This window comes from Fictibacillus solisalsi (assembly GCF_900103485.1).
In the GTDB taxonomy this organism is placed as follows: Bacteria; Bacillota; Bacilli; order Bacillales; family Fictibacillaceae; genus Fictibacillus_C; species Fictibacillus_C solisalsi.
The window spans coordinates 2,018,206-2,044,470 of the sequence record NZ_FNHW01000001.1 but is presented as its reverse complement, the minus strand read 5'-3'; the positions used below and the strand labels follow the sequence as shown (position 1 = coordinate 2,044,470).

Below are 26,265 nucleotides of genomic sequence, written 5' to 3'. Positions count from 1 at the left end.
GAATAACGGTTGTACTCCTTGGAAAAATGGGATATCCTTTTTAAGGACTAATGGAAGTACGATTTTGAACCGACAGGAGTTGTACAATGAAAACAACTTCTTTTCATAGAAAGGAGAAAGACAATGTTACATCAATTTTCAAGAAATGAGCTTGCAATCGGAGAAGACGGGCTGGAGGCCTTAAAGGGCAGTACCGTCGGTATCCTGGGCATCGGAGGGGTCGGATCATTTTCAGCCGAAGCCCTGGCGAGGGCGGGTATCGGCAAACTTATTCTCGTAGACAAAGATGTGGTGGATATCACCAATGTGAACCGGCAGATTCATGCGTTGCTCTCCACCGTGGGCCAATCGAAAGTGGAGTTAATGAAACAAAGGATTGCAGATATTAATCCGGATTGCGAAGTTATCGCACTTGAAATGTTCTATACAGAAGAAACGTATGAACAATTTTTTGATTATGATCTCGATTTTGTCGTGGATGCTTCGGATACGATTACCTACAAAGTTCATCTTGCCAAAGAGTGTCTGAAACGAAAGATACCGATTATTTCAAGTATGGGTGTGGCCAACAAGCTTGATCCAACACGGCTTCGAATTACTGATATTTCCAAAACGAGCTATGATCCCATCGCCAGGGTGGTGCGGCAGCGCCTTCGAAAAGAAGGAATCCATAAGGGTGTCACCGTTGTGTTCTCGGATGAAATTCCTGTTCAAATCAGAGAAGATATCCGGGAGAAAATTGTACCGGAAAATGCGCCGGGAATCAGGAAGGCGAAAATGCCTCCATCCTCGAACTCCTTTGTTCCATCGGTTTCCGGCTTATTTATGGCCGGACATGTGGTAAACACCTTGCTGGAAACCCACCAGATTAGGATTAATCGAATGCATTAAAAAAAGAAGGGCTCACATTATCGTGAGTCCTTCTTTTACTTTGCAAGTTTTTCTAAGTTTCCGTTCTTATCCATGCGGAAGCTTTGGTTATCGCCGGCATCATCCTGCAGTAAAACCATTCTTCGTGCACGGTCCATAATTTGCAAGAGTGCCTGGTAATCTTCTTTCATGGCTGCAAAATCTTTTTCAAGTTTTTGCAGCTGCTCGGTCAACTTTTGGTTTTGATGAAAAAAGTCCTCATTCTGTCGCTTTAAGGCTGTATTTTCATCTTCTATTCGCCCGCTGGCCAGACCATTGCGGTTAATATCGGAAAGATAACGGATAACTTCATCAAGCGTTAATGACTGCCCCTGAGATTGATAGGTTGTCTGTACCTCAGGTCGTTCTGGCTGATAGGATGGTTCCTGCAAGGAACTTTCTTCAACTGGAGCCGTATACGGCGTTTTAAAGAACTCCTCAGGATGATAAACTTCATCATCTGCAGGCTTTACCGGTTTAACGATAGTTTTCGGTTTGTTTTGCTGTCCTTTGGCAAGGGCTCTTTGCCGTTCTTTACGCTGTTTTTTCGCAATCTTTAAAGCTTGTTCATATTTCTTACGGACAATGGCATTCCAACGAAACCCGACAGCAGCGCTCGTGCGTTCAAGTTTATCGCCAACCTCTTCAAAGGCATGAAGCTGTGTGCTGCCTTCCCGGACATGGCGCAAGACCGTCTCGGCAAGCAGCAGATCATCTTCCTCTGACCAGGCGTCCTGTCTTATTTTCATCATATCTATCCTCTCCTTGAATCATAAAGTACGAGTTTATGTTTTCATTTTGAGCAAAAGAAGAGGATTCTATACGTCATTTCTAAAAATTGCTAGTTTGCCTTAACAGAGTGATAGATTTAGGTTTCTTTGCGCTTTCGGTCATTAAAATAATCAAGCCGCTTTTGAATATTTTTTTCAAACCCTCTTGGTGTGGGGTCATAAAATTTCTTGTTCTTTAAATGGTCAGGCAGATATTGCTGGACCACATATCCGTCTGGGTAGTTATGAGGGTATTTATACTCCTTTCCATGTCCTAGCTCGCTCGCACCCTTGTAATGGGCATCACGAAGGTGGATGGGAACCTGGCCGCTTTTTTCATTTTTAACAGCTTGCATGGCTTTATCGATCCCCATGATGACGGCATTGCTTTTGGGGGCCGTTGCGAGGTAAACGACCGCTTCCGCCAATGGAATGCGCGCTTCGGGCATACCGACAAAATCCACTGCGTAAGCTGCTGCCTGTGCAACGAGGAGAGCATTCGGGTCTGCGAGCCCGATATCTTCTGCTGCATGAACGTAGATTCTTCGGGCAATAAATCTTGGATCTTCACCTGCATAGATCATTTTGGCCAGCCAATAAAGGGCAGCATCAGGGTCAGAACCCCGGATACTCTTGATAAATGCAGAAATCGTATCGTAATGATTATCGCCTTTCTTATCATACTGAAGCACGCGCTGCTGAATGCTTTCTTCCGCGATCGAGAGTGTGATGCGTATGTTGCCTGATGAATCGGGCTTGGTGGTGAGAACCGCCAGTTCCAGTGCATTCAAGGCGGTCCTTGCATCACCATTTGCGACAGAGACCAGATGGGAGAGGGCGTCTTCCTCGATCTCAATGTTGTATTTTCCGTAGCCCCTCTCGGTATCTTCGAGTGTATGTAGAAGGACGTGACGGATATGGTCGTCGGTCAGGTGTTCAAACCGGAACAGCCTTGATCTGGACAGCAGGGCGGGATTGATTTCGAACATGGGGCTCTCTGTGGTGGCACCAATCAAAATGACGGTACCATCTTCTACAAAAGGAAGCAGCGCATCCTGCTGGCTTTTGTTGAACCGGTGGATTTCATCGATGAACAGAACGGTTTTCTTATTATCCATGACCAGCCGTTCTTTGGCTTCCCCAGTTACCCGTTTGATGTCAGCCACTCCTGAGGTAACAGCATTCAACTGCTCGAAGAAGGCTGATGTGGAATTAGCGATGATTTTGGCCAGTGTGGTTTTACCAGTGCCTGGTGGGCCAAAAAATATCATGGGTGTCAGCTGATCCGCTTCAATCGCCCGCCGCAGCAGTTTCCCTTCGCCAACAATATGGGATTGTCCGATAAACTCCTGTATGGACCGGGGACGCATCCGGCTTGCAAGCGGACCCATTGTTTTATTTTCACGAGATTGATGGTCACTGAATAAATCCATATTTTCCTCCTGTACTAAAGAACCTAAACCGGTTATTACTGGTAACCAAAAGGTACTATACCGGTCATTTGAATGCAAGAATTAGCTTTTTCGTGCTATAATAGTTTGGGTTTATGTGCAAAAATGGACAAAGGGAAGGAAATACTAATGAAAATAGTTAATCCCGTTGCAAGGCCTTTCTTTGTCAAATGGCTCGTGTTTTTTATGGGACTCGTTCTCTTGTCATTTGGCGTCTCGCTGATGATTAAAGCCAACCTCGGAAGCGCGCCCTGGGACGTTTTACATATTGGTTTGTATTATCAATTCGGATTATCGATTGGCACCTGGTCCATCATAATGGGATTCCTGATTCTCGGGTCTACTTCCTGGCTAACGAAAAAATGGCCGCAGGTGGGCGCTTTTCTTAACATGATTTTTGTTGGAATTTTTATTGATATTTTTATGGCAATACCCTTCTTCAAAACACCCGAGTCGGTCATTGGCGCGATTGCCATGCTTGCGGCAGGACTTGTTATCAACGGGTTTGGAATGGGTTTTTACATCGCATGTGATTGTGGTGCCGGTCCCCGGGACAGCTTAATGCTGGCGTTAACGGAGAAAACGGGAAAGAAAATTTCACATATCCGGCTGGCGATGGAACTTTTTGTTTTAACCGGAGGCTGGCTGCTAAAAGGGCCGATCTCACTTGGAACCATACTGTTTTGTATTACGATCGGGAGCATTGTAGGGTTTACGCTTCCGGTTTGCAGAAAAATCGTTAATTATTGGATAGAACGGAGTGTGTATTATGAAAATCTCAACAAAAGGACGATACGGGTTAACCATCATGATGGCTTTGGCAAAAAAGCAAGGTGAAGGGCCGATTGCTTTAAAATTGATCGCAAAAGAGCATAATTTATCTGAGCATTATTTGGAACAGCTGATCTCTCCGCTTCGAAACGCGGGTTTAGTTAAAAGCATCAGGGGAGCATACGGCGGCTACATTCTGGCTCAGGATGCCAAAGAAATTACGGCAGGTGACATTATCCGTGTGCTTGAAGGCCCGATTACCCCGGTGGAACTGATGGATGATGAAGAGCCGGCAAAGCGGGATCTCTGGATAAAAATCCGCGATGCCGTCAAGGATGTTCTTGATAATACAACCCTGGATGATTTGGCAAACTATGAGGGAGATGCCAGCCAGGATGCATACATGTTTTATATCTAGTCAACTAAGAAAGAAGGTGGTCTAAATGGACCTTATATACGTAGACCATGCCGCCACTTCTCCGATTCACCCCGAAGTGGTTCAGGAAATGATGCCTTATTTTACGGAGTACTTTGGAAATCCTTCAAGCATTCACCAGTTCGGCAGAAAAACGCGCCAGCTTCTGGATGAAGCAAGAAGAACGGCTGCGAAAAGTATTGGTGCAGCACCAAATCAAATCATGTTTACAAGCGGCGGAACCGAGGCGGATAACGCGGCCATTTTCGGGGTTGCTTATGCCAACAAGGAACGCGGCAACCATATTATTACTACTCAAATTGAGCATCATGCCGTGCTTCATGCATGTGAGGAACTGGAGCGGCAGGGCTTTGAGGTAACGTATCTTCCCGTGGATGAAAAGGGAAGGATTTCATTGCAGGATGTGAAGGACGCACTGCGTGAGGATACCGTGCTCGTCACGATCATGTATGGCAATAACGAGGTAGGTACGGTTCAGGATATCCCGGCCATTGGGGAACTTCTTGAAGACCATCAGGCCTATTTTCATACCGATGCGGTTCAGGCATATGGCGTTCTGCCACTAAATGTGGATGAGCTGAAGGTTGATTTGCTCAGTATATCAGGACATAAAATCAATGGCCCAAAGGGGACCGGTTTTCTTTATATCAGGGAAGGCGTTGCGATTGCACCTTCATCCTTCGGCGGAGAACAAGAGCGGAAACGCAGAGCAGGAACAGAAAACGTGGCAGGGATTGCCGGCCTGGCGAAGGCTATTTCTATTATGATGGAACAAGGTGCAGAGAAAGCTGCTGCATATCTGGCGTATAAAGAAGCAATGCTTGCAATTTTAACACAAGAAGATATTAATTTTCAGGTCAATGGTGATCCGGAGTATGGACTGCCTCATATTTTGAATGTCAGCTTTCCCGGCGTGAAAACAGAGGTGATGCTTGTTAATCTTGACCTCGCGGGTATTGCAGCATCGAGCGGTTCAGCCTGCACCGCAGGCTCGGTGGAGCCATCCCATGTTCTTACGGCGATGTTTGGGAAGGCAGAGCGGACAAAGAATTCGATCCGTTTCAGCTTTGGTTTAAACAATACGATAGAGCAAATTGAGAAAACAGCGTACGAGACAGCAAAAATAGTGAAACGTCTGCAAAAATGAGGTACACTCTCATTTGTAAAGAAAGGGGGGTGATGAAATGTCAACAAGACACCAAAAATCACCTGAAGAAACAAGAGTCGTCATCGGGATGTCCGGTGGGGTCGACTCCTCTGTTGCGGCATTGATGCTTAAACAGCAGGGCTATGATGTTATTGGCATCTTTATGAAAAACTGGGATGATACTGATGAGTTCGGGGTCTGTACGGCCACTGAAGATTACAATGATGTTATTGCTGTAGCCAACCAGATCGGCATACCTTATTATGCGGTCAATTTTGAAAAAGAATATTGGGACAAGGTATTTACCTATTTCCTTGAAGAATATAAAGCAGGAAGAACACCAAATCCTGACGTGATCTGCAACAAGGAGATCAAATTTAAAGCATTTCTGGATCATGCGATGAGTCTGGGCGCTGACTTTGTGGCAACCGGACATTATGCGCGTGTAGCCGAACAAGACGGCGAAGTAAAGATGCTGCGCGGTGTGGACGAAAACAAAGACCAAACCTATTTTTTGAATCAGCTCTCTCAGGAACAGATTGAAAAAGTAATGTTTCCAATCGGAGAATTGAACAAGCCTCAAATCCGTCAAATGGCTGCAGAAGCAGGATTGGCAACAGCCAAGAAAAAGGATTCCACAGGAATTTGCTTTATTGGCGAACGCGATTTCAAAGAGTTTTTAAGCAATTATCTTCCCGCAAAACCCGGTGAGATGCGAACACTCGATGGTGAAGTTAAAGGAAAGCATGATGGCTTGATGTACTATACCATTGGCCAGCGGCATGGCCTCGGGATCGGCGGAAGCGGTGAACCTTGGTTTGTTGTCGGCAAGGATTTGGACGAAAATGTTTTGTTTGTGGAACAGGGTTTTGATCATGAATCCCTCTACAGCGAGAGCTTGACCGCTGTTCAGCCAAGCTGGATGAGCAATAAGCCAATGGAAAAAACATTCCATTGCACAGCGAAATTCAGATACAGGCAGCCGGATAAAGGGGTAACCGTTAACCTTCTTGATGACGGCAAGCTTCATGTGGTCTTTGATGAACCACAGCGTGCGATCACTCCCGGACAGGCGGTTGTATTTTATGATGGAGACATCTGCCTTGGCGGCGCCACCATTGATGACGTGATCAAAAACGGTGAACCTATTTCCTATCTGTAAGAAGATAAAAACCAGTCCATGAATGACCGTGGACTGGTTTTTTCTTCAAGAACCTAAATTTTTGTTATACTTTAAAAAGAATAAGGATTCAGGAGGAAACAAGTGGAACAGGATTATTTAAAAAAAGGCAAACTGGAAGAAACCGCAAGAAAACTGGAACAGCAGATTGAACATGAGCCGGATAATCCGGTCCTTTACATCAATTACGGAAACCTGATTTCCGCTGTTCATGAGTATGAAAAAGCCATTGCTTTTTTTGAAAAGGCGCTTCATCTTGACCCAGAGGCAGGTACAGCATGGTACAGCATGGGGATTGCACTTTATCAGCTTGAACGGTATCCGGAGGCTGCACACTGTTTTCAACAGGCACTGCAAAAAGGAATCCAGGAGGGCGATGTCCATTTTATGATCGGCATGTGCTACCTCCAGAAAAATGAACAAATCCGTGCACTTCCGCACTTTTTGCGTGCCACAGAACTCGACAGCAATGATATGGAATCGCTCTTTCAGTATGGACTATGTCTCGCCCAGATGGAACAGGTCAAGGAAGCTTTAGACGTGTTTCAAAGGGTAACCGCAAAAAATCCTAAGCATGCGGATGCGTTTTATAACCTTGGGGTAGGCTACGTCTATTTCGACAAACCGCAGAAAGCACTCGAGGCCTTTAATCAGGCGCTCTCTATCCAGCCTGATCACTATCTTGCAGCGAATGGTAAAAAAAATGTGGAAAACATGCTGAACTAAGAGCTGGTTTAATGCCAGAATTATTATGAAGTCAGGAGACAAATGATGGATAAACAGTCTTCTTTCGATTTATTCGATGAACAAGCAAAATATGTAAAGGGCACGTTGATTACAACCATTTTTTTTAATAAGGAAAACTTGTACACCGTAGCCCGCATACGTGTTCATGAGACGAATGAGGCGTATGACGAAAAAGAAGCCGTCATTACCGGGATCCTCCCGCCGCTTTACCAGGATGACCGGTATATTTTCTTTGGGCACTTTAAAGAACATCCAAAGTACGGAAAGCAATACCATGTAACCCAATTTCGAAAAGACATGCCACAGACGAAGGAAGGCATGGTTCAATATTTATCGGGTGATTTGTTTCATGGCATCGGCAAAAAGACCGCACAGGCCATTGTGGACCATCTGGGAGATAAGGCGCTATCTTCCATACTGGAAAATCCCGATGTCCTCAATGGAATTCCGCAACTGAATGAGGAAAAGGCGAAGAACCTGTATGATGCTCTCGTTGAACATCAGGGTCTCGAACAAGTGATGATCACCCTGAATCCCTTTGGTATAGGACCTCAGCTGTCCATGAAAATTTACCAAACCTATCAGGAAGAAGCCCTTCATATTATCCAAAACAATCCATATCAGCTCATCTACGATATTGAAGGCATCGGTTTTCAGCGGGCAGACGAACTCGGAAGAGGGATCGGACTGTCATATAACCACCCTGAACGGATCAGGGCGGGCTGTCTTTTTGTTCTGCAGGAAAGGGGAACCGATGCAGGACATGTTTATCTGCCTGCAGACTTTGTGCTGGATGAAGTGAAAAAACTGCTGACAAATGGGGAAGCACCCATTAATGACAGCGATATTTTTCGTGAAATCGAAGCCCTTCGGGAAGACAAAAAACTGATGATGGAAGACGACCGGCTGTATTTGCCATCTCTTTACTTTTCCGAAAAAGGATTGGCTGAATCGGTAACAGGAATTGCCGGACAGGAAGAATATAAAGAAGCGTTTCCGCAGTCGGAATTTTTAAAGGCGTTAGGTGAGCTTGAAGAGCGGCTCGGCATTCAATATGCCCCTTCGCAAAAACTGGCGATCGAAACCGCTATTTTTTCCCCGCTCATGGTTCTTACAGGAGGACCGGGAACCGGGAAAACAACGGTCATTAAAGGAATCGTCGAAGTCTATGCGGAACTTCATGGCGTTTCACTAGATCCGGCCTCATATAAAAAAGATGAGCCGTTTCCGGTGCTTCTTGTGGCCCCGACCGGGCGTGCCGCCAAACGTATGTCGGAATCAACAGGTATTCCCGCATTCACCATCCACAGGCTTCTCGGTTGGAAAGGCGGAGCGGGCTTTGAACATACCGATGAAAATCCGCTTGAAGGCAAACTCCTGATTGTGGATGAAATGTCCATGGTGGATATTTGGCTTGCGCATGCCCTTTTTAAAGCAGTTCCTGGAAATATTCAGGTGGTGATTGTGGGAGATGAGGATCAGCTGCCTTCTGTTGGTCCCGGCCAGGTATTACGCGATTTCATTTCTTCGAAAGTCATTCCGACTGTTGAATTAAAGGATATTTACAGGCAGGCCGAAGGGTCATCCATCATTGAACTGGCTCATCACATGAAAAACGGAGTGCTTCCAAACGATCTTGCAAAGAGAAAGTCGGACAGAAGCTTCTTTTCCTGCCAGACCCATCAAGTGTTAGAAGTCGTTAAGCAGGTGTGTCAAAACGCGCGACAAAAGGGATATACGGCCCGGGATATTCAAGTACTCGCTCCCATGTATCGCGGGAACGCGGGTATCGATATCCTGAATCAAAAACTGCAGGAATTATTTAATCCGCCTTCACCACAGAGACGCGAACTGAACATCCAGCAGGTGGTTTATCGGGTGGGTGATAAAGTGCTTCAGCTCGTTAACCAGCCGGAAGACCTTGTGTACAACGGGGATATGGGTGAAATAGTATCGATCATTTATGCCAAAGAAACAACGGACAAAGAAGACCAGCTCGTCGTGGCGTTTGATGAAGTGGAAGTAGTCTATACACGCTCTGATTTTCATCACATTACTCATGCCTACTGCTGTTCGATCCATAAATCCCAGGGAAGCGAATTTCCCATTGTCATCATGCCTGTTGTAAAAAGTTATTTCCGTATGCTGAGGAGGAATTTAATTTATACAGGCATTACAAGGAGCCGGGAGTTTTTAATCTTGTGCGGGGAAGAATCCGCTTTTGAACTGGCAGTACAAAGAAATGATGAAGCGTCCAGATTTTCACGTCTGAAGAACAGATTAACCCACTATCAGATGGAAAACCTTTCAAGCATGAATCCCTGACAGAAGTGGGATGATAAAGATGTTCGGAAGGGTGGGGGTAACTTTGCGAACATTTTCTTTTTTAAAAGGGAAAAAAGCTGTTCTATCAGCGAACCGAAAAACCATCGGTAAAGTCGAGGATATATTGACAGACTCAAGAGGAAATGTGCTGGGGTTCATTTTATGCGGAAACAGCCTTTTCTTCCGGAAAGCGTATCTGCCGTATGCGTCAGCCAGGATCCAGGAGGAGGACTCCGTTCTGCTTTGCAGCTGCAGGCCATCCAGGGTGCCTTCTTATTCGGAAGGAACATTCATGATGGAGAAACATCCTTGCTGCCTGCTGAAGCAGGCTCTCTTATCCAAAGATGGAGAGACAGAAGCGGTGGTTGAGGATGTATATTTTTCAAAAAATTGGGGCAGGATTGTAGCCATTGAGGTATCAAAAGGATTGTTTTCGGACTGGACGGATGGACGATCGCTGATTTATTCGCATGAGCCGTTGATCATCGGAAAGCAGTCACTTTTTGTACGATAGTGCTATAAAGGAGGGCCCCACATTTTGAAATGCCCCAACTGCAGCCGTAAGGATATCGGCAAGATCGGCGTCAATCAGTATTATTGCTGGAACTGCTTTATTGAATTATCCATTGTAAATGGCACACTGTCCCTTCACCAGGTGGAAGAGGATGGCAGCTTAACCTCGCTGGATGATCTGTTTGAGGATCATGATTTGTCCTACAAGGCGGATGCGCAATAAGCAGGCAAACTTGATAAAAGGGTTGGTGACTTCATGAACAGTTATTTAAAACCCGTACTTGCCCTCGGTCTTTGGGCAGCTATCTACGGAATGAAATCCCGGAAAAATGGGATGAGCTTTATGGGGATGGATGATATGCTGTCCTCAAAGCGCGTAAGACGACTGCGTAAAAGACTGGCAAAAGCCATATATTAATGAAAAAAAGTCCATGCTTAGCAGCATGGACTTTTTTCGTTCGGTGGAGCTTTTCCTTTTCTTACATGAAAAATGGGCAGGTGGCAACAATAAGGGAGGAGGTGATACCATGCAACGGGAGAATTACATAAAGTGGATCATCCGTTTATCTCTTCTCGTTTTGCTGTTTCTTTGCGCCTGGCTCCTGTTGAAACTGGCCCCTTTTTGGGCCCCTGTTCTTACGATTCTAAAAGCCGTGCTGTTTCCTTTTTTTATTGCCGTTTTCATCACATATTTACTTCATCCTCTGGTGGAAATACTTCATCGGAAAGGCATGCCGCGCACCTTGTCCATTTTGTGCATTTATCTGCTTTTTTTCGGTGGAACAGGCTATGCCCTATACAAAGGAATACCCTACATGATCCTTCAAATCAGGGAATTGGCGTCCAATCTTCCCACCATTTCAAAAACATATCAAAGCTGGCTGCTTGAAGTAGATCATCATACGGCAAGTCTACCGAAGTCCCTTCACCTCAGGATTGAGGAATATATTCATTCAGGTGAACGATATTTACAGAAAAGCGCAGCCAATGTCATTGGTTCTATAAAAAAACTTGTGGATTATTTTTTTGTACTTATTATAATACCGTTCCTTGTTTTTTACTTTTTAAAGGATATTGAGGGTATTAAACGGGTATGCTGGTATTTGACGCCGCAGAAGTGGAGAAGAGAAGGAAGACAGGTTCTCAAAGAAATTGATTGTTCGCTGGGTGGTTACATCAGGGGGCAATTATTTGTGGGAACGCTTCTTGGTGCTGCCGCTATGCTTGCGCTGTGGCTCGCCGGGATGCCGTATCCCATTATATTGGGTATTATTATTGCCATCACGGATATCATTCCATATTTTGGGCCCATTCTTGGCGCTGTACCGGTCATCTTCATCGCGTTTACCATCTCTGTTAAAATGGTTTTCGTTGTGGCCGGCATCATGCTGGTTTTGCAGTTCATCGAAGGAAACATTTTGGGTCCGCTGATCGTGGGAAAAAGCCTTCATATCCATCCCGCATTGATCATTTTGGCGCTGCTGGCCGGCGGTGAAATCGGAGGAGTGGCCGGGCTGATCCTGGCTGTGCCTGTGTTTTCAATCATGAAGGTTATTATTGTGCATATACGAAATCATCGGCTGCAAGCCAAGATTGACAAGATGCCCTAGAAGGAATTATACTACTGCTAGATAAAGCAAAACGATGATGGAGATAAGTATGTTTTGATCCTTTTCCAAGAGAGGAAACCCCGGGCTGTAAGGTTTCTAAAAGGAAAGAACAGAAAGCTACTCCCGAGTGCAGTTAATCCCTGCCGGTTAAACCCCGTTACGGTTTACATAAGGTGATGATTTCTGTGTTCAGCTGAAATCATAACCAGGGTGGTACCGCGTGATAAAACTCTCGTCCCTGATGCACAATCAGGAACGGGAGTTTTTTATTTTAGCAGAACAGGGCGCTACCGCTTTTTCTAACAATGAAAGGAGAATGGAAAGATGAAAACTTTAACGTCTGCTCAAGTAAGACAAATGTTTCTTGATTTTTTCCAGGAGAAGGGCCACAGTGTCGAACCGAGCGCTTCCCTTGTTCCTTATGAAGATCCGTCACTTTTGTGGATCAACAGTGGGGTTGCTACCCTTAAAAAGTATTTTGACGGCCGCGTGATTCCGGAAAACCCGAGAATCGTTAACGCTCAGAAATCAATCCGTACCAATGACATTGAAAATGTGGGGGTTACCGCACGTCACCATACGTTCTTTGAAATGCTCGGAAATTTCTCCATCGGTGATTATTTCAAAAAAGAAGCAATTATCTGGGCATGGGAATTTTTGACCAGTGAAAAATGGATCGGTTTTGATCCCGAGAAACTATCAGTCACCATCCATCCGGAAGATGATGAAGCCTATGAGCTTTGGAACAAAACCGTAGGGGTGCCGCCAGAACGAATCATTCGTTTGGAAGGGAACTTCTGGGATATAGGAGAAGGGCCAAGCGGACCGAATACAGAAATTTTCTACGACAGAGGAGAAAAATACGGCAGTGATGCCAATGATCCTGAGTTGTACCCGGGTGGGGAAAATGACCGTTACCTTGAAGTATGGAATCTGGTTTTTTCCGAGTTTAACCATAATCCGGACGGAACGTACACACCCCTTCCAAAGAAAAACATTGATACCGGAATGGGACTCGAACGGATGGTTTCCGTTATACAGGACGTTCCAACGAACTATGACACGGACTTGTTTATTCCAATCATTCAGCAAACGGAAAAGCTTTCTGGCAGCAAGTATGGCGAAGCAAAGGAAGCGGATACCGCTTTTAAAGTCATTGCTGATCATATCCGTACCGTTGCCTTTGCCGTATCTGACAATGCACTTCCGTCAAATGAAGGCAGAGGGTATATTCTTCGCCGACTGATCAGAAGAGCCATTCGCTTTGCTAAGCAGATTGGACTTGACCGACCGTTCATGTTTGAACTTGTTCCTACCGTAGCAGATATCATGGTGGACTATTATCCGGAAGTAAAAGAAAAAGTGCCGTTTATCCAGCGCGTTATTAAAAACGAAGAAGAGCGATTCCATGAAACAATTAATGAAGGGCTAGCAATCCTCGAGGATGTCATCAAAAAGGAAAAAGCAGCCGGCAGCAGCACAGTTTCAGGGAAAGATGCCTTCAAGCTTTACGATACGTTTGGCTTCCCGTTTGAACTGACTGAAGAATACGCTGCAGAACAAAACATGGAAGTCGACCGTACAGGGTTTGAAAAAGAAATGGAAGGCCAGCGTGAGAGAGCCCGTACTGCACGTCAGGATGTAGATTCCATGCAGGTGCAGTCCGGTGTATTAAGCGACATTAAAACACACAGCGATTTTGTGGGTTATGACGAAGAGCGAAGCACATCAAAAGTATTGGAAACTCTGCAAAACGGGGAGCGAATTGATATCCTTGCCGAGGGAGAAGAAGGCCAGATCATTCTTGACATTACCCCGTTTTATGCGGAAAGCGGAGGTCAGGTTGCTGACCAGGGCACAATTACAGGTGAAGGACTGGAGTTGTTTGTTAAGGATGTACAAAAAGCACCAAATGGACAAAATCTCCATACCGTTGTTGTAAAACAAGGAAACCTTCGAAAGGGAATAGAAGTTGTCGCTCAGGTTGATACTGAAAAACGTGCGGCTATTGTGAAAAACCATACGGCAACTCATCTGCTGCATCAAGCGCTGAAGGATGTTCTTGGTACTCACGTAAACCAGGCAGGTTCCCTTGTGGCACCTGGAAGGCTTCGATTCGACTTTTCTCATTTCGGCAGTATTTCACAGGAAGAAATCGAACGCATAGAAGACATCGTCAACCAGAAGATCTGGAAGACCATTTCTGTCGATAAAATGCAAAAGCCGATTGAGGAGGCAAAAGCCATGGGAGCGATGGCCTTATTCGGTGAGAAATACGGAAAAGTGGTGCGAGTGGTTCAAATCGGTGATTACAGCCTGGAATTATGCGGCGGCTGCCATGTGCAGAACACCTCGGAGATCGGCCTATTTAAAATTCTTTCAGAGACTGGCATTGGTGCCGGTACAAGAAGGATTGAGGCTGTAACCGGACAGGAAGCTTATCAGGTCATGAAGGGACAAGTACAAACACTGCGTGAGTCTGCAGCTTTGTTGAAGACCAATGCAAAAGAAGTTCCGAGTCGTATAGAAGCGCTGCAGCACCAAGTGCGGGAGCTCCAACGCGAAAAAGAGGCATTATCCGCAAAGCTCGGCAATCTCGAAGCAGGAAGCCTGATCAACGAGAAAGTGGAAATCAATGGTGTTTCTGTGATCGTGAAAAAAGTAAATGCTGCAGACATGAATGGTCTCAGGTCCATTGTTGACGATTTAAAAAATAAACTTTCAAGTGGAATTGTCGTACTTGGTGCCGTCAATCATGATAAAGTGAATATTGTCGCGGGAGTAACCAAGGACTTGATTCCAAAAGGCTATCACGCAGGAAAACTTGTAAAAGAGGTAGCTTCACGCTGCGGCGGAGGCGGCGGAGGCCGTCCGGATATGGCGCAGGCAGGAGGAAAAGACCCTGAAAAACTTGACGCTGCCCTGGAATACGTATCAGAAGCAGTGAAATCTGTTTCCTAATCCCCTTATTAAGGGTACAATGAGGATATAAAGGGAGAAGCTAGAGAAAGAGGTGTTGGCCGTGAGTTCTATGGATAAAACAATGAAGTTTAACTTTCATGACGATTCAATGGATCCCAATGTCCAAAAAGTGCTGTTTTCAGTGTATGAAGCTCTTCAGGAAAAAGGATACAATCCGATCAATCAGATTGTAGGCTACCTGTTATCAGGAGATCCAGCTTATATTCCCCGCCACAAGGATGCAAGAACCATGATTCGAAAGATCGAGCGGGATGAACTGATTGAGGAACTGGTTAAATCCTATCTTGACACAAAGAAAGAGGATTCTCTCTGATGACCCGGATTCTGGGACTGGATGTAGGATCCCATACGGTAGGAGTGGCTGTGAGCGATGAGATGGGCTGGACAGCTCAGGGAATCGAAACGGTCAGAAGGAAACCGCATCAGCCCGATGAAGTTTTTGAACGTATTGGCGATTGGATTAAACAGTATGATGTGAAAGAAATTGTGGTCGGCTTGCCCAAAAATATGAACGGTTCCATTGGTCCGAGCGGGGAGGCGTGTCAGGAATTTGCCAGTAAGGCAGAAGCGAGATACGGGTTACCTGTTGTATTATGGGACGAGCGTCTGACTACGATGGCTGCTGAAAAAATGCTGATCTCTGCAGATGTCAGCCGGAAGAAAAGAAAGCAGGTCATCGACAAAATGGCCGCAGTTTTAATCCTTCAAGGATATTTGGACAGCCGTCAATTAAAAAAATGAGGTGATCAAATGGCAAATGAAGAAAAAGAACACATTATTATCCCAGGTGAAAACGGAGAAGAGAATCTATTTGAAGTGCTGATGACGATTGATGGCAGCACAACGCCGACCGGCCATTCTTACATTCTTCTTGTACCGGCAGGAGAAGATCAAGAAGATGATAGTGATGAGCAGGAAGTTTTCCCTTTCCGCTTTGTGGACAATGGTGAAGGTGAAGACGATATCGAGCTCTTTCCTCTGGAAACAGATGAAGAGTGGCAGATGATTGAAGAAACCTTAAACGCATTTCAGGATGAAGAAGAATAAAACGACTTCGCAGCTAAAGGTAAACTTTAGCTGCTTTTTTTATGCAAATTGAACATACTAAATGACTATAACAGTGCAACAAAGATCTGGGGATTCATCCAATTTTCTATTTCTTTATTATGGAAACTAGACATGAAATTTACTTATCAGTATAATGAAGCAGATGAAAGGGGAGAAAAAGGTGTCACAATATAATGATGTTCCCGGCGGTCCAACAGGTTTCGGTAAGAAAAAGAGAAAGAAAAAAGTACTTACAGTCCTGGCCGTCATTATAGTGCTTCTAGTAGCGGCTGCTATTTTTGGCTATACATATATTAAGGATGCGCTTGGCCCTGCTGATGCAGGAAATAATAAGGATATAACCGTTGATATACCCATCGGTTCATCTGTCTCAACAATCGGGAAGATTTTGGAAAAAAACAACCTGATCAAAAGCAGCCTGGTCTTTCAGGTCTATGCCAAAACGAAAGAAAATGGAAACTTGCAAGCCGGAGTCTATGACCTTAATCCTTCCATGAACATGGATCAGCTGATCGCTGCTCTTAAAAATGGAAAGGTATATCGCCATCCTGAAACATCATTTACTATACCGGAAGGTTTTATTGTCCCGCAGATAGCAGAAGTGATTGCGAAAAACACCGGCAAAAGCAAAGGGGATGTTATGAAGACGATGAATGATCCGGCATTTGTCAAAGGGCTTCAAAAGCAGTTTCCTGTGATCGATAATAAAGTATACAACAAAAAAATATACTATCCGCTCGAGGGCTACTTGTTCCCTGCAAAGTACGAATTTGATGAAAAGCAACCGGAGGTTAAAGCTGTCCTTACAAAAATGGTGCAGAAAACGCAAAGAATAATGGATGGCCATCAGGAGGAAGTCAAAAAGAGCGGAAAAAAACCATACGAAATTCTCACGTTGGCGTCCATGATTGAGGAAGAAGCCCAGCGGCCGGAAGACCGTCCCAAAATATCAGGGGTATTTTATAACAGGCTTAAAAAAGGGATGAAGCTGGATTCCGATCCCACGGTTAAATATGCCCGCAAGAGCTTTAAAGTTCAGGTTCTTTACAAAGAGCTGAAAGTGGATTCTCCTTACAATACTTACAAGTACAAGGGGCTGCCTATCGGTCCGGTAGCTTCCCCGGGCGAAGAAGCGATCAAAGCGGCATTGAATCCGGAACCAACAACGTATTACTTTTTTTATGCACGTCCAAACGGACAAGTCATCTATACAAAAACATATGACGAGCATAAAAGAATCGTTCAGAAATACCGTCATGAATGGCAGGAACGTGCAGGGAAAAGCTAAAAAGCAAACATAGCAGGTTGTTTTTATGATATAATGTTTCGGTTAAGTAAGGAGGCATAGCCTTGATTTCACAGGAAGTCCAGAATTATATTGAACAATTAATACCCGGTCGGGATTTTCGTATTCAAAAGCTAGAGGAGTACGCCAAAGAACATGGTGTTCCCATTATGGAGCTCGTGGGAATCGAAGTTTTGCTGCAGCAGCTTCGAATGATAAAACCCCAAAAAATCCTGGAAGTGGGAACGGCTATTGGCTATTCAGCGATAAGAATGGCTGAAGCCTTGCCGAATGTGACTATCGTTACGATAGAAAGAGACGCGGAACGCTATGAGCTGGCACTTCAAAATATAAAAGAATTTGGCCTTACTGAACGAATTGAAGTATTGTTTGGCGATGCAAACGAATTAGTCGCCGAAGCCGGAAAAAAGGCACCTTATGATGTGATTTTTATTGATGCAGCTAAAGGACAGTATCAGCGCTTTTTTGAAAGTTATGGAGAGTTTCTCCGGCCAGAAGGGGTCATTTTTTCAGACAATATTCTGTTTAAGGGATATGTCACCGGCGATGTTCATCCAGGGACCAGGAGGCTGGCTTCCCTCGTCCGGAAAATATGTTCCTACAATGAATTTCTTATGAATCACAATGGATATACAACGGCCATTTTACCAGTAGGAGATGGCCTGGGCATCAGCATTAAAAAAGATAACGAGCAGCGTTAGAGATTTCGGAAGGAGAAAGAACATGGTACAAAAACCGATTGTCATTGGGGTAGCCGGAGGGTCGGGCTCCGGAAAAACAACTGTAGCGAAGGAAATTTACCGCCAGTTTGCCGATCAGTCGATTCTCATCATTGAACAGGACTCCTATTACAGAGACCAATCCGATAAAACAATGGATGAGCGCTTGAAAACAAATTATGACCATCCTTTGGCATTTGATAATGAATTATTAATTACACAATTAAATGCTCTTTTGGAATTTAAATCCATCGAAAAGCCCGTTTATGACTATACAGCGCATACAAGAAGTGATAAAATTATCCCAGTTGAACCGAAAGATGTTATTATTCTTGAAGGGATTTTAATATTGGAAGATGAGCGTCTCAGAGATCTGATGGATATCAAGCTCTTTGTCGATACAGATGCCGATGTACGCATCATCCGGCGAATGGTAAGAGATACACGGGACAGGGGACGAACACTTGAATCAGTGATCGACCAATATACATCGGTTGTTCGCCCGATGCATAATCAATTCATTGAGCCAACCAAACGATATGCGGATATCATCATACCTGAAGGTGGACAAAACCGGGTAGCCATTGATTTGATGGTAACCAAAATCCAAACGATCCTTGAAGAAAAAGCAATATTAAAAAAATGAGGCCAAGCCCTCATTTTTTGCTCGTATACTGGATGTTACGAAGTAAAAAGTTTGGCAAGCGCTTTATTTTTTAGTAAGGTGTAAGCATCCATTATACATATCGGATCTATTAGACAACATATATAGTTATCAGGGTACTGATTAATTGAAGGAGTGAATACAGTATGTCAGAAGAGAAAAAGCATTATATGACACTTGAGGGTAAGCAAAAGCTTGAAAACGAACTAGAGCAATTAAAAACTGAAAAAAGAAAAGAAGTTGTAGAGCGTATCAAGATTGCCCGCAGTTTCGGCGACCTTTCAGAGAACTCGGAATACGATGCAGCCAAAGATGAACAGGCTTTTGTTGAAGCGCGGATTGTTCAGTTGGAAAAAATGATTCGTGATGCTGTAATCATCGAAGAAAACAAAGCTGCAGGAGACGTAGTTTCTATCGGGAAATCAGTTAAGTTCCTTGAGCTGCCTGATGGCGATGAAGAAACGTACATGATTGTCGGGAGTGCTGAAGCGGATCCATTTGAAGGCAAAATCTCCAATGATTCTCCAATGGCCAAAAGCTTGCTCGGCAAAAAAGTAGGGGAACAGGTCTCTGTTCAGACTCCTGGCGGAGAAATTAGTGTTAGAATTGTAGAAGTAAAATAGATCATTCAAGACGTCAAAGCTTAGGCTTTGGCGTCTTTTTATGATGATCCGTTTAATAATTCCTTCATGCGACCACACTGGGGAGTGAGGTGGTCTCCATGAAAAGGATCCGTAAACGAATAGTCACTGCAGGCGCTTTATTTCTTGCCGCATTGTTTTTGCTGGTGGGGCGGCTGGTTCAAATCCAGCTCATTTCCACAGAATCTTTTTCAAAGCATAACATCAATTTAATCGATGAGAGTGTCAGGCAGCGAACCCACTCTTTTATGATCAATGAAGGAAGAGGCTTGCTGCTAGACCGCAAAGGCGAAATGATTTCAGCCGAATTGAAGCCGGCCATCATCTTATTTCCATTTATCCAGGATCAAAAAGGCACCATTGACGAGGTGGCAAACATACTGGGAAAGTCAACCGAAGAAATTAAAAACGCCCTGAAAGACCATGAGGAGCCCTTTGTCATCGCCGATGATGAAGATCAGATCACCCAGGAGGCTATGGAAGAAATTAATGGGTTGCAGCGGCCCGGTGTTTATGCTCAATACATCTCCCGAACAAAGCATTCTCCGTTTGCCGGTGCGTTGTTAGGGGTCACCGGACAAGCGCCCGAAATCATCAAGAAAAAATACCCCGACAAGCTGGAAAAAGGGACAATTACCATCAATACAAAAATTGGGAAAACAGGATTGCAGCAGGCGTTTGACCCTTTTTTGATTTCTGAGGGGGAGACGAAACTAATCTACCATGTGGACCGTTCAGGTTCTCCGTTATTCGGGCTGGACGTCAAGTATTTGTCTCCATCGAATCCTTTTTACCCGGTGAGTGTCAAAACGACAATGGACAGCACCCTTCAGGGCATAATGGAAAAGGCGATAAAAGTCAGCCATATTAAAAAGGGCGGGGCTGTGCTGATCGATATTGAGAAGAATGAATTGCTCGGAATGGTAAGTGTACCGTATACGTCCGGTTTAATGAAAAACCAAATGCTGAGCCAGCATGCACCAGGCTCTGTATTTAAAATCGTAACTGCAGCTTCTGCCATCGAACATCAGGATCTTGCAAATAGGGGAACATTTGACTGTAACCTAGGCATTGACGGAAAAGAGGCAAAACATGCACTTGGCACGCTGAATTTTTCAGAGAGCTTTGCTCAAAGCTGCAATCGGACGTTTGGATTGCTGGCCAATGAAATGATGAAAGAAGATCCAAACATGATTGATGAATATGCTGCCAAGCTTGGCTTGGCCGGAACAACCGGATGGAGAGGACAAGTATACCATTATCCGGATTTTGCACAGTTTCCAGAAGAAGAAACAGGGAACATATGGGGTGCTTCTTCTGACAAGAAAGTTCCGTTGGCGGTTTCGCAAACGGCGATCGGACAAAAAAATGTTCAGGTAACACCGCTGGCGGTTGCCAACATGGTTGCGGCCATTGCACGGGGGGGCGCAGTGAGGGAAGTTAAAGCGGCAACAGAAATTGAGTATAAAAACGGAACAACGTTTCTTTCTTTTTCTGATCACAAAAAGGAAAACAAGATTGAACCCTATACCGCAAAGAAGCTTCAAATGCTCATGCGCGATGTGGTCACCAATCCAAAAGGAACGGGACGTGCTTTAAATGGGCTGCCGTATAAGATTGCAGGAAAATCGGGTACAGCTGAGAAGGGTGACTCCAAAACATCCAATAAATGGTTTGCCGGCTACTTTCCCGCTGACCAGCCGAAATACGCAATGGTCGTTGTTGATCTGGACTATAAAGGAGGAGCCAATCCCGTCCTTTCCGCTTATTCAGATATCGTAAAACAAATTTACGAAAATGATAAAAAAAATAAATAAGGCACTCGACATACGCAAAATCTCAAACTTGTCGAATTCGTTTATCGTGGTAAAATTGATTTAGGCATAGTTTTGAGGAGGTAAGTATGGGAAGAAAAGAGTACCGTTCTCGTTTTGAGAAACGAAAACAAAATCGAATGTTGAATATAGCAATTGGGGTTGTGCTATTATTAATCGTGGTAGTGGGAGCAAGCATTTTTATAAACGGAGGCAGCAGCCAGACATCATCATCTAATCATTCAGCCGACAAGAAAGATCAGTCTTCTTCTGTAAATAAAGATTCAAATAAGAAAGATGATTCGTCCATCGCTGTTGAAGATAAGAAAGACAGTGAGGCTGCTGATGAGAATCAGGATGCTTCCAAAAAGGAAGATAGCGAAGACAAGGATAAGGAAGCCGCTGACAAAGAAAAATCGGAAGATAAGGCAAAAGGCGGTCCTGAAGGTCCTTGGGATGCGGTCGGCACGTCTCAAACCGGTGAGCATACAAAGTCGTATGACAAAGGATCAGCGGACTGGAGCGAACAGACAAAAGCTCTTTCCTATGCTTCAGGTATTCCTGAAGATCAAATGACCATCCTTTGGCTGGGTAACGGTGGAGGACCGGATAAATCGGTCGGACGGGTCCTTTCCAAGGCGGATGGCTCACGGTACGAGATTCAGCTTCAATGGGAGGACGGAAAAGGCTGGAAACCAACAAGCGTAAATAAACAATAACAGTAGCCCGATTTAGCCGGTGTGGAGACGCAATGTCTCCCTCTGGCTTTTCTTATGTGTTTTTTAAAGGGTAAGAAAGGAAGCGCCGTTTCATTGATTATTACGGATTTCTGTGATAAATTGTAACTTGTAACGATTTAATTCATAGTATAGTGATAGGAATTATATATTTTATGATAAACGGAGTGAAAATCTAATGGGCAGAGAGTTTATTTCACTGTTTGATGAGTGGGCAGAATCCTATGATCAATCGGTTTCAGGAAAAGACGAAGAGTATAGGGAAGTGTTCGAGCAGTATGAACACATTCTCGAAACTGTCGCATCCAAGACGACAGGAACAGTTGTGGAATTTGGAGTAGGGACCGGAAATCTCACAGAAAAGCTGTTGAAAGCAGAAAGAACCGTATACGGTATAGAGCCTTCTTTAGGAATGCGAGAAAAGACAAAAGCCCGGTTTATCGACCTAGAATTGTTAGACGGTGACTTTTTAACGTTTCCACAGCTTCCGGATGAAGTGGACGCAATCGTAAGCACTTACGCTTTCCACCATCTCACAGATGAGGAAAAGGACTCAGCCATTCAATTATATAGCCAGATTTTAAAAGAAAATGGTAAAATTGTTTTTGCGGATACAGCATTCACTAATGAAGCCGACCGGGAGGAAAGACACCGCCTTGTAAAGGAAAAGGGATACCTGAACCTTCTTCAGGACTTGCAGACTGAATATTACACGACGATTGACGTGCTGGATCATCTTTTCCGTAAGCACGGATTTGACGTTTCCTTTGAAAAATTGAACACCTACGTTTGGCTGATGGAAGCTGTTAAGATCAAAAAAAACTGAACAGAAGATACTGGAGTTGTCGCTATGAAAATTGGAATTATTGGGGCTATGGAAGAAGAAGTGATTATTCTCCGCAGCAAACTTGCCGGGAGAAAGGATACAAAGCTGGCCGGATGCGAATTCTATACCGGCCGGATCGATGGACTTGATATCGTTCTTTTAAAATCGGGTATCGGTAAAGTAAATGCAGCCATTGGAACAACGCTAATGATTGAGATGTTTAAACCGGATTGCATTATCAACACAGGATCGGCAGGTGGATTCCATCAGGATTTAAACGTGGGGGATGTTGTGATCTCGACTGAGGTCCGGCATCATGATGTGGATGCCACCATTTTTGGTTATGAATACGGACAGGTGCCTCAAATGCCCGCCTATTATGTACCAGACACAAAATTAGTGTCTGTTGCTGTAAAAAGCGCGGAAAAAGTCAGTGGAATTCAAGTCGCTAAAGGACTGATCGCTTCCGGCGACTCTTTTATGAGCGATCATGACCGTGTAGAATTTATCCGGACTAAACTAGCAGGACTTTATGCCGCTGAAATGGAAGCAGCCGCCATCGCGCAAGTGGCTTACCAATTTAATGTCCCGTTTGTTATTATTCGGTCACTGTCGGATATTGCTGGCAAGGATGCCCGTGTATCCTATGACCAGTTTTTGGACACCGCATCGAAGCATTCTGCTGAATTAATTTTATTAATGATAGAGGAGTTGAATCAGAATGGTTAAAAAAATGAATGTAGAAAGTTTTAATCTGGATCATACTAAAGTAGCAGCGCCTTATGTGCGCCTTGCTGGAACAACACAAGGTAAAAGCGGAGATGTGATTCATAAATACGATATCCGTTTCTGCCAGCCGAACAAGGATCATATGGATATGGCCGGACTTCACTCCATCGAGCATCTGATGGCAGAAAACATCAGAAATCATCATGATTCTGTAGTTGACATCAGTCCGATGGGCTGCCAGACCGGTTTCTATCTTTCTGTGATCAATCACGATAACTATGAAGAGATTCTCGATGTTTTGGAAAAAACTCTGCAAGATGTTTTAAAAGCCGAAGAAGTGCCGGCCTGCAATGAAGTCCAATGCGGCTGGGCTGCCAACCACAGCCTTGCAGGCGCAAAGGAAATTGCAGAGAAGATGCTTGCGAAAAAAGACGAATGGAATAAGGTATTTGCCGACTAAGGAGCCTGAGCAATGACGGTTTACAAAAACATACATGAATTGGTAGGAAATACACCTCTACTTCAGCTGACCCATTTTTCGCTGCCCAACAAGGTGAAACTCTTTGCGAAGCTGGAATACCTTAATCCGGGGGGAAGTGTGAAGGACCGGTTGGGAAGAGAATTGCTGGATGAAGCCTTTCGTATGGGGAATCTGGCTGAAGGAGGAACTATCATTGAGCCAACAGCCGGGAATACCGGTATCGGGCTGGCTCTTGCTGCGCTCAATCGGGGAGTGCGTGTCATTTTTGTGATCCCTGAGAAATTCAGTATAGAGAAACAGGAAATTATGAAGGCACTGGGTGCAACCATCATTCACACCCCAACCAATGATGGAATTAAGGGGGCTATCAAAAAAACGGAGCAGCTCCTTAATGAAATCCCAGGTTCGTTTACGCCTGCCCAATTTTCTAATCCTTCCAATCCCGCAACGTACTATAAAACACTGGGCCCTGAGATATGGAACGATTTGAACGGTGAGGTGGACATCTTTGTTGCAGGAGCAGGAACGGGAGGCACCTTTATGGGTACTGCTCAATTTTTAAAAGAAAAGAAACCCTCACTAAAAACGGTGATCGTTGAACCGGAGGGTTCCATCCTTAACGGCGGCCAATCGGGTCCACATAAAACGGAAGGAATAGGCATGGAGTTTTTGCCAGGCTATATGGATCCTTCTTATTTCCACGCGATTCATACGGTACAGGATAAAGACGCTTTTTCCAGGGTAAAGGAACTGGCGCAAAAAGAAGGTGTTTTGGCGGGCAGTTCATCGGGTGCTGCGCTTCACGCAGCCTTGCTGGAAGCAGAAACTGCACCTGAAGGCTCAACGATTGTGACGATCTTCCCGGACGGAAGTGACCGATATTTAAGCAAGAAGATTTATGAAGGGGGAATTTAAATGAAACGTAAAACAAAATTAATTCACGGCGGGATTCCAAGCGATGCAGCAACAGGAGCTGTTTCTGTTCCCATTTATCAAGTAAGTACGTATAAACAGGAAGAAATCGGAGTCCATAAAGGGTATGAGTATTCCAGAACAGGAAATCCTACTCGTTTTGCACTCGAGGAGCTTGTAAAAGACCTTGAAGAAGGAAAACGAGGATTTGCTTTTGGCTCCGGAATGGCTGCCATCACAGCAGTCATGATGCTTTTCAGTTCGGGAGACCATGTTATCTTAACGGATGATGTGTATGGAGGTACGTACCGCGTTGTTTCAAAGGTGCTGAACCGCATCGGAATTGAATCCACTCTTGTTGATACCACCAATCTGGATGCGATTAAAGAAGCAATTCAGCCCAATACAAAAGCGCTTTATGTGGAAACACCGACAAATCCGTTGTTAAAAGTAACCGATTTAAAGGCGGCATCCCAGCTGGCAAAAGAAAACAACCTTTTGCTGATTGTGGACAATACGTTCAGCACACCTTATTGGCAAACTCCGATCAAATTCGGTGCCGATATCGTCCTGCATTCAGCAACGAAATACCTTGGCGGACACAGTGATGTGGTAGCCGGAGTCGTTGTAGTGAATGATGAAAAGCTTGGTGAGGACCTGCACTTTGTTCAAAACTCCACAGGGGGTATTTTGGGACCTCAAGATTCATGGCTTCTTATCAGGGGGATTAAAACACTTGGTTTGCGTATGGAAGCTACGGAAGCCAATACGAAAAAAATTGTGGATTTTCTTTCCGGCCATCCAACCGTTAAAAAAATCTACTATCCGGGCCTAGAAAGCCATCCGCAGCACGAGATTGCCAAAGCGCAATCCGGCGGTTTTGGAGGAATGATCTCCTTCGATGTAGGAAGCGAAGAAAAAGCAACAGAGGTGCTAAGAAAGGTTCGATACTTTACGCTGGCTGAAAGCCTTGGGGCAGTGGAAAGTCTGATTTCTGTTCCTGCAAAAATGACTCATGCTTCCATACCAGCTGAGCGGCGTGCTGAGCTCGGTATTACCGATGGACTGATTAGAATCTCTGTTGGTATTGAAGATGCTGAAGATTTGATCGAAGACTTAAAAGAAGCACTGGCATAAAGCACTATTTGGCTGGTTTAAAAAATCCCGTTCCTGTTTGGAGGAGACGGGATTTTTTTCATTTATTTGTCAAAAATTTCGTGTGTCTTTGTACCTGTTCTATGTTATTGTAATAAAAGAGGTTAGGAGGCTGGTTAAAAGTATGGAATCAAAAGTATTGCAAGACCTCAAACAGAAGATCCAGGACTATCAGCACTACGGAATTGTTCTATTAGGACTAAGTTCCTTTATGTATTTGGGAACCGTCATTCCGTTCGCAGGCAAAGACGTAACCGATGAAATCGTCTGCGGAACCACATCATTAACTGGACTAGGATTCACTGCACTTATGTACTATCAAGCAAAGCGGCTGAAAAAACAGCTGCAGGATATAGAATCATAAATAAAAAA

At 44.5% G+C, this 26,265-nt stretch carries 29 protein-coding genes and 1 other annotated feature; of the genes, 27 read left to right on the top strand and 2 right to left on the bottom strand.

All coding sequences use genetic code 11. The features are described 5' to 3' along the window. Positions 1-123 precede the first annotated feature (123 nt). Positions 124-891, top strand: coding sequence for a tRNA threonylcarbamoyladenosine dehydratase (locus BLT53_RS10535; protein WP_090234664.1), 768 nt, complete (start codon positions 124-126; stop codon positions 889-891). A 35-nt stretch (positions 892-926) separates the two neighbouring features. On the opposite strand, the gene BLT53_RS10530 is transcribed toward BLT53_RS10535, so the two are convergent. Then, positions 927-1,661, bottom strand: coding sequence for an RsfA family transcriptional regulator (locus tag BLT53_RS10530; RefSeq protein WP_170834308.1), 735 nt, complete (start codon positions 1,659-1,661; stop codon positions 927-929). Between the two features lie 116 nt (positions 1,662-1,777). Then, entirely contained in the window at positions 1,778-3,112 is a 1,335-nt protein-coding gene (locus BLT53_RS10525; RefSeq protein ID WP_090234663.1) for an AAA family ATPase, read from the bottom strand. A gap of 147 nt (positions 3,113-3,259) precedes the next feature. On the opposite strand from BLT53_RS10525, the gene BLT53_RS10520 reads away from it, so the two are divergent. From BLT53_RS10520 to BLT53_RS10400, 26 genes are all read left to right on the top strand, one after another. Further along, positions 3,260-3,967, top strand: coding sequence for a YczE/YyaS/YitT family protein (locus tag BLT53_RS10520; protein ID WP_090234661.1), 708 nt, complete (start codon positions 3,260-3,262; stop codon positions 3,965-3,967). Continuing rightward, the gene (gene cymR / locus BLT53_RS10515; RefSeq protein WP_061972664.1) at positions 3,900-4,319 is read left to right on the top strand and encodes a cysteine metabolism transcriptional regulator CymR; all 420 of its coding nucleotides are present in this window, start codon (positions 3,900-3,902) and stop codon (positions 4,317-4,319) included. Before BLT53_RS10520 ends, cymR begins: the two co-directional genes overlap by 68 nt. 25 nt (positions 4,320-4,344) lie before the next feature. After that, entirely contained in the window at positions 4,345-5,484 is a 1,140-nt protein-coding gene (locus tag BLT53_RS10510; RefSeq protein WP_090234660.1) for a cysteine desulfurase family protein, read from the top strand. Between the two features lie 37 nt (positions 5,485-5,521). Continuing rightward, complete coding sequence (gene mnmA / locus BLT53_RS10505) at positions 5,522-6,646, top strand: tRNA 2-thiouridine(34) synthase MnmA (protein ID WP_090234657.1); 1,125 nt, start codon at positions 5,522-5,524, stop codon at positions 6,644-6,646. A gap of 102 nt (positions 6,647-6,748) precedes the next feature. Then, positions 6,749-7,390, top strand: a complete 642-nt coding sequence (locus tag BLT53_RS10500) for a tetratricopeptide repeat protein (RefSeq protein WP_090234655.1) — start codon at positions 6,749-6,751, stop codon at positions 7,388-7,390. A gap of 45 nt (positions 7,391-7,435) precedes the next feature. Next, complete coding sequence (recD2, locus tag BLT53_RS10495) at positions 7,436-9,736, top strand: SF1B family DNA helicase RecD2 (RefSeq protein WP_090234653.1); 2,301 nt, start codon at positions 7,436-7,438, stop codon at positions 9,734-9,736. A gap of 43 nt (positions 9,737-9,779) precedes the next feature. Further along, complete coding sequence (locus tag BLT53_RS10490) at positions 9,780-10,250, top strand: PRC-barrel domain-containing protein (protein WP_139168390.1); 471 nt, start codon at positions 9,780-9,782, stop codon at positions 10,248-10,250. A 24-nt stretch (positions 10,251-10,274) separates the two neighbouring features. Then, positions 10,275-10,472, top strand: coding sequence for a hypothetical protein (locus tag BLT53_RS10485; RefSeq protein WP_170834307.1), 198 nt, complete (start codon positions 10,275-10,277; stop codon positions 10,470-10,472). A 33-nt stretch (positions 10,473-10,505) separates the two neighbouring features. Next, positions 10,506-10,667 carry a hypothetical protein gene (locus BLT53_RS25030; RefSeq protein ID WP_170834306.1) on the top strand — a complete coding sequence of 54 codons (162 nt, stop codon included), beginning with the start codon at positions 10,506-10,508 and terminating at the stop codon, positions 10,665-10,667. Positions 10,668-10,776: 109 nt separating this feature from the next. Further along, entirely contained in the window at positions 10,777-11,859 is a 1,083-nt protein-coding gene (locus BLT53_RS10480; RefSeq protein ID WP_090234646.1) for an AI-2E family transporter, read from the top strand. A gap of 25 nt (positions 11,860-11,884) precedes the next feature. Further along, positions 11,885-12,102: a binding site (T-box leader), on the top strand. Positions 12,103-12,183: 81 nt separating this feature from the next. Then, positions 12,184-14,820, top strand: a complete 2,637-nt coding sequence (alaS, locus tag BLT53_RS10475; RefSeq protein ID WP_090234644.1) for an alanine--tRNA ligase — start codon at positions 12,184-12,186, stop codon at positions 14,818-14,820. Between the two features lie 61 nt (positions 14,821-14,881). Further along, entirely contained in the window at positions 14,882-15,154 is a 273-nt protein-coding gene (locus BLT53_RS10470; RefSeq protein ID WP_061972686.1) for an IreB family regulatory phosphoprotein, read from the top strand. Then, on the top strand, positions 15,154-15,582 hold the full coding sequence (gene ruvX / locus BLT53_RS10465) for a Holliday junction resolvase RuvX (protein WP_090234643.1): 429 nt from the start codon (positions 15,154-15,156) through the stop codon (positions 15,580-15,582). The genes BLT53_RS10470 and ruvX overlap by 1 nt, the downstream gene beginning before the upstream one ends. Before the next feature lie 9 nt (positions 15,583-15,591). Continuing rightward, positions 15,592-15,888 (top strand): DUF1292 domain-containing protein, encoded by a 297-nt coding sequence (locus tag BLT53_RS10460; protein ID WP_090234641.1) that lies wholly within the window; start codon positions 15,592-15,594, stop codon positions 15,886-15,888. A 181-nt stretch (positions 15,889-16,069) separates the two neighbouring features. Continuing rightward, the gene (gene mltG, locus BLT53_RS10455) at positions 16,070-17,197 is read left to right on the top strand and encodes an endolytic transglycosylase MltG (protein ID WP_170834305.1); all 1,128 of its coding nucleotides are present in this window, start codon (positions 16,070-16,072) and stop codon (positions 17,195-17,197) included. Positions 17,198-17,259: 62 nt separating this feature from the next. After that, positions 17,260-17,916 (top strand): O-methyltransferase, encoded by a 657-nt coding sequence (locus BLT53_RS10450; protein ID WP_090234638.1) that lies wholly within the window; start codon positions 17,260-17,262, stop codon positions 17,914-17,916. A 22-nt stretch (positions 17,917-17,938) separates the two neighbouring features. Further along, complete coding sequence (gene udk / locus BLT53_RS10445) at positions 17,939-18,580, top strand: uridine kinase (RefSeq protein ID WP_090234637.1); 642 nt, start codon at positions 17,939-17,941, stop codon at positions 18,578-18,580. Positions 18,581-18,744: 164 nt separating this feature from the next. Then, positions 18,745-19,221, top strand: coding sequence for a transcription elongation factor GreA (greA, locus tag BLT53_RS10440; RefSeq protein ID WP_090234636.1), 477 nt, complete (start codon positions 18,745-18,747; stop codon positions 19,219-19,221). Positions 19,222-19,319: 98 nt separating this feature from the next. After that, complete coding sequence (locus BLT53_RS10435; RefSeq protein ID WP_090234635.1) at positions 19,320-21,056, top strand: peptidoglycan D,D-transpeptidase FtsI family protein; 1,737 nt, start codon at positions 19,320-19,322, stop codon at positions 21,054-21,056. Between the two features lie 86 nt (positions 21,057-21,142). Continuing rightward, entirely contained in the window at positions 21,143-21,772 is a 630-nt protein-coding gene (locus BLT53_RS10430) for a YrrS family protein (RefSeq protein ID WP_090234633.1), read from the top strand. Positions 21,773-21,968: 196 nt separating this feature from the next. Beyond that, on the top strand, positions 21,969-22,616 hold the full coding sequence (locus tag BLT53_RS10425; protein WP_090234631.1) for a class I SAM-dependent DNA methyltransferase: 648 nt from the start codon (positions 21,969-21,971) through the stop codon (positions 22,614-22,616). A gap of 24 nt (positions 22,617-22,640) precedes the next feature. Then, positions 22,641-23,345, top strand: a complete 705-nt coding sequence (gene mtnN / locus BLT53_RS10420; RefSeq protein WP_090234629.1) for a 5'-methylthioadenosine/S-adenosylhomocysteine nucleosidase — start codon at positions 22,641-22,643, stop codon at positions 23,343-23,345. Continuing rightward, positions 23,338-23,805 (top strand): S-ribosylhomocysteine lyase, encoded by a 468-nt coding sequence (locus tag BLT53_RS10415; RefSeq protein ID WP_090234627.1) that lies wholly within the window; start codon positions 23,338-23,340, stop codon positions 23,803-23,805. The genes mtnN and BLT53_RS10415 overlap by 8 nt, the downstream gene beginning before the upstream one ends. A gap of 12 nt (positions 23,806-23,817) precedes the next feature. Beyond that, on the top strand, positions 23,818-24,741 hold the full coding sequence (locus tag BLT53_RS10410; RefSeq protein WP_090234625.1) for a PLP-dependent cysteine synthase family protein: 924 nt from the start codon (positions 23,818-23,820) through the stop codon (positions 24,739-24,741). Further along, the gene (locus BLT53_RS10405) at positions 24,742-25,875 is read left to right on the top strand and encodes a bifunctional cystathionine gamma-lyase/homocysteine desulfhydrase (protein WP_090234624.1); all 1,134 of its coding nucleotides are present in this window, start codon (positions 24,742-24,744) and stop codon (positions 25,873-25,875) included. A 142-nt stretch (positions 25,876-26,017) separates the two neighbouring features. Beyond that, the gene (locus tag BLT53_RS10400) at positions 26,018-26,257 is read left to right on the top strand and encodes a YrhC family protein (protein ID WP_090234623.1); all 240 of its coding nucleotides are present in this window, start codon (positions 26,018-26,020) and stop codon (positions 26,255-26,257) included. Positions 26,258-26,265 lie beyond the last annotated feature (8 nt).

Coding starts and splice junctions, on each gene's coding strand:
- BLT53_RS10435 (WP_090234635.1), top strand. CDS start 19,320: ATGAAAAGGATCCGTAAACGAATAGTCACTGCAGGCGCTTTATTTCTT.
- BLT53_RS10525 (WP_090234663.1), bottom strand. CDS start 3,112: ATGGATTTATTCAGTGACCATCAATCTCGTGAAAATAAAACAATGGGT.
- BLT53_RS10460 (WP_090234641.1), top strand. CDS start 15,592: ATGGCAAATGAAGAAAAAGAACACATTATTATCCCAGGTGAAAACGGA.
- BLT53_RS10530 (WP_170834308.1), bottom strand. CDS start 1,661: ATGATGAAAATAAGACAGGACGCCTGGTCAGAGGAAGATGATCTGCTG.
- greA (WP_090234636.1), top strand. CDS start 18,745: ATGTCAGAAGAGAAAAAGCATTATATGACACTTGAGGGTAAGCAAAAG.
- mnmA (WP_090234657.1), top strand. CDS start 5,522: ATGTCAACAAGACACCAAAAATCACCTGAAGAAACAAGAGTCGTCATC.
- BLT53_RS10510 (WP_090234660.1), top strand. CDS start 4,345: ATGGACCTTATATACGTAGACCATGCCGCCACTTCTCCGATTCACCCC.
- alaS (WP_090234644.1), top strand. CDS start 12,184: ATGAAAACTTTAACGTCTGCTCAAGTAAGACAAATGTTTCTTGATTTT.
- ruvX (WP_090234643.1), top strand. CDS start 15,154: ATGACCCGGATTCTGGGACTGGATGTAGGATCCCATACGGTAGGAGTG.
- BLT53_RS10430 (WP_090234633.1), top strand. CDS start 21,143: ATGGGAAGAAAAGAGTACCGTTCTCGTTTTGAGAAACGAAAACAAAAT.
- mtnN (WP_090234629.1), top strand. CDS start 22,641: ATGAAAATTGGAATTATTGGGGCTATGGAAGAAGAAGTGATTATTCTC.
- BLT53_RS10520 (WP_090234661.1), top strand. CDS start 3,260: ATGAAAATAGTTAATCCCGTTGCAAGGCCTTTCTTTGTCAAATGGCTC.
- BLT53_RS10400 (WP_090234623.1), top strand. CDS start 26,018: ATGGAATCAAAAGTATTGCAAGACCTCAAACAGAAGATCCAGGACTAT.
- cymR (WP_061972664.1), top strand. CDS start 3,900: ATGAAAATCTCAACAAAAGGACGATACGGGTTAACCATCATGATGGCT.
- BLT53_RS10425 (WP_090234631.1), top strand. CDS start 21,969: ATGGGCAGAGAGTTTATTTCACTGTTTGATGAGTGGGCAGAATCCTAT.
- BLT53_RS10410 (WP_090234625.1), top strand. CDS start 23,818: ATGACGGTTTACAAAAACATACATGAATTGGTAGGAAATACACCTCTA.
- BLT53_RS10535 (WP_090234664.1), top strand. CDS start 124: ATGTTACATCAATTTTCAAGAAATGAGCTTGCAATCGGAGAAGACGGG.
- udk (WP_090234637.1), top strand. CDS start 17,939: ATGGTACAAAAACCGATTGTCATTGGGGTAGCCGGAGGGTCGGGCTCC.
- BLT53_RS10480 (WP_090234646.1), top strand. CDS start 10,777: ATGCAACGGGAGAATTACATAAAGTGGATCATCCGTTTATCTCTTCTC.
- recD2 (WP_090234653.1), top strand. CDS start 7,436: ATGGATAAACAGTCTTCTTTCGATTTATTCGATGAACAAGCAAAATAT.
- BLT53_RS25030 (WP_170834306.1), top strand. CDS start 10,506: ATGAACAGTTATTTAAAACCCGTACTTGCCCTCGGTCTTTGGGCAGCT.
- BLT53_RS10415 (WP_090234627.1), top strand. CDS start 23,338: ATGGTTAAAAAAATGAATGTAGAAAGTTTTAATCTGGATCATACTAAA.
- BLT53_RS10405 (WP_090234624.1), top strand. CDS start 24,742: ATGAAACGTAAAACAAAATTAATTCACGGCGGGATTCCAAGCGATGCA.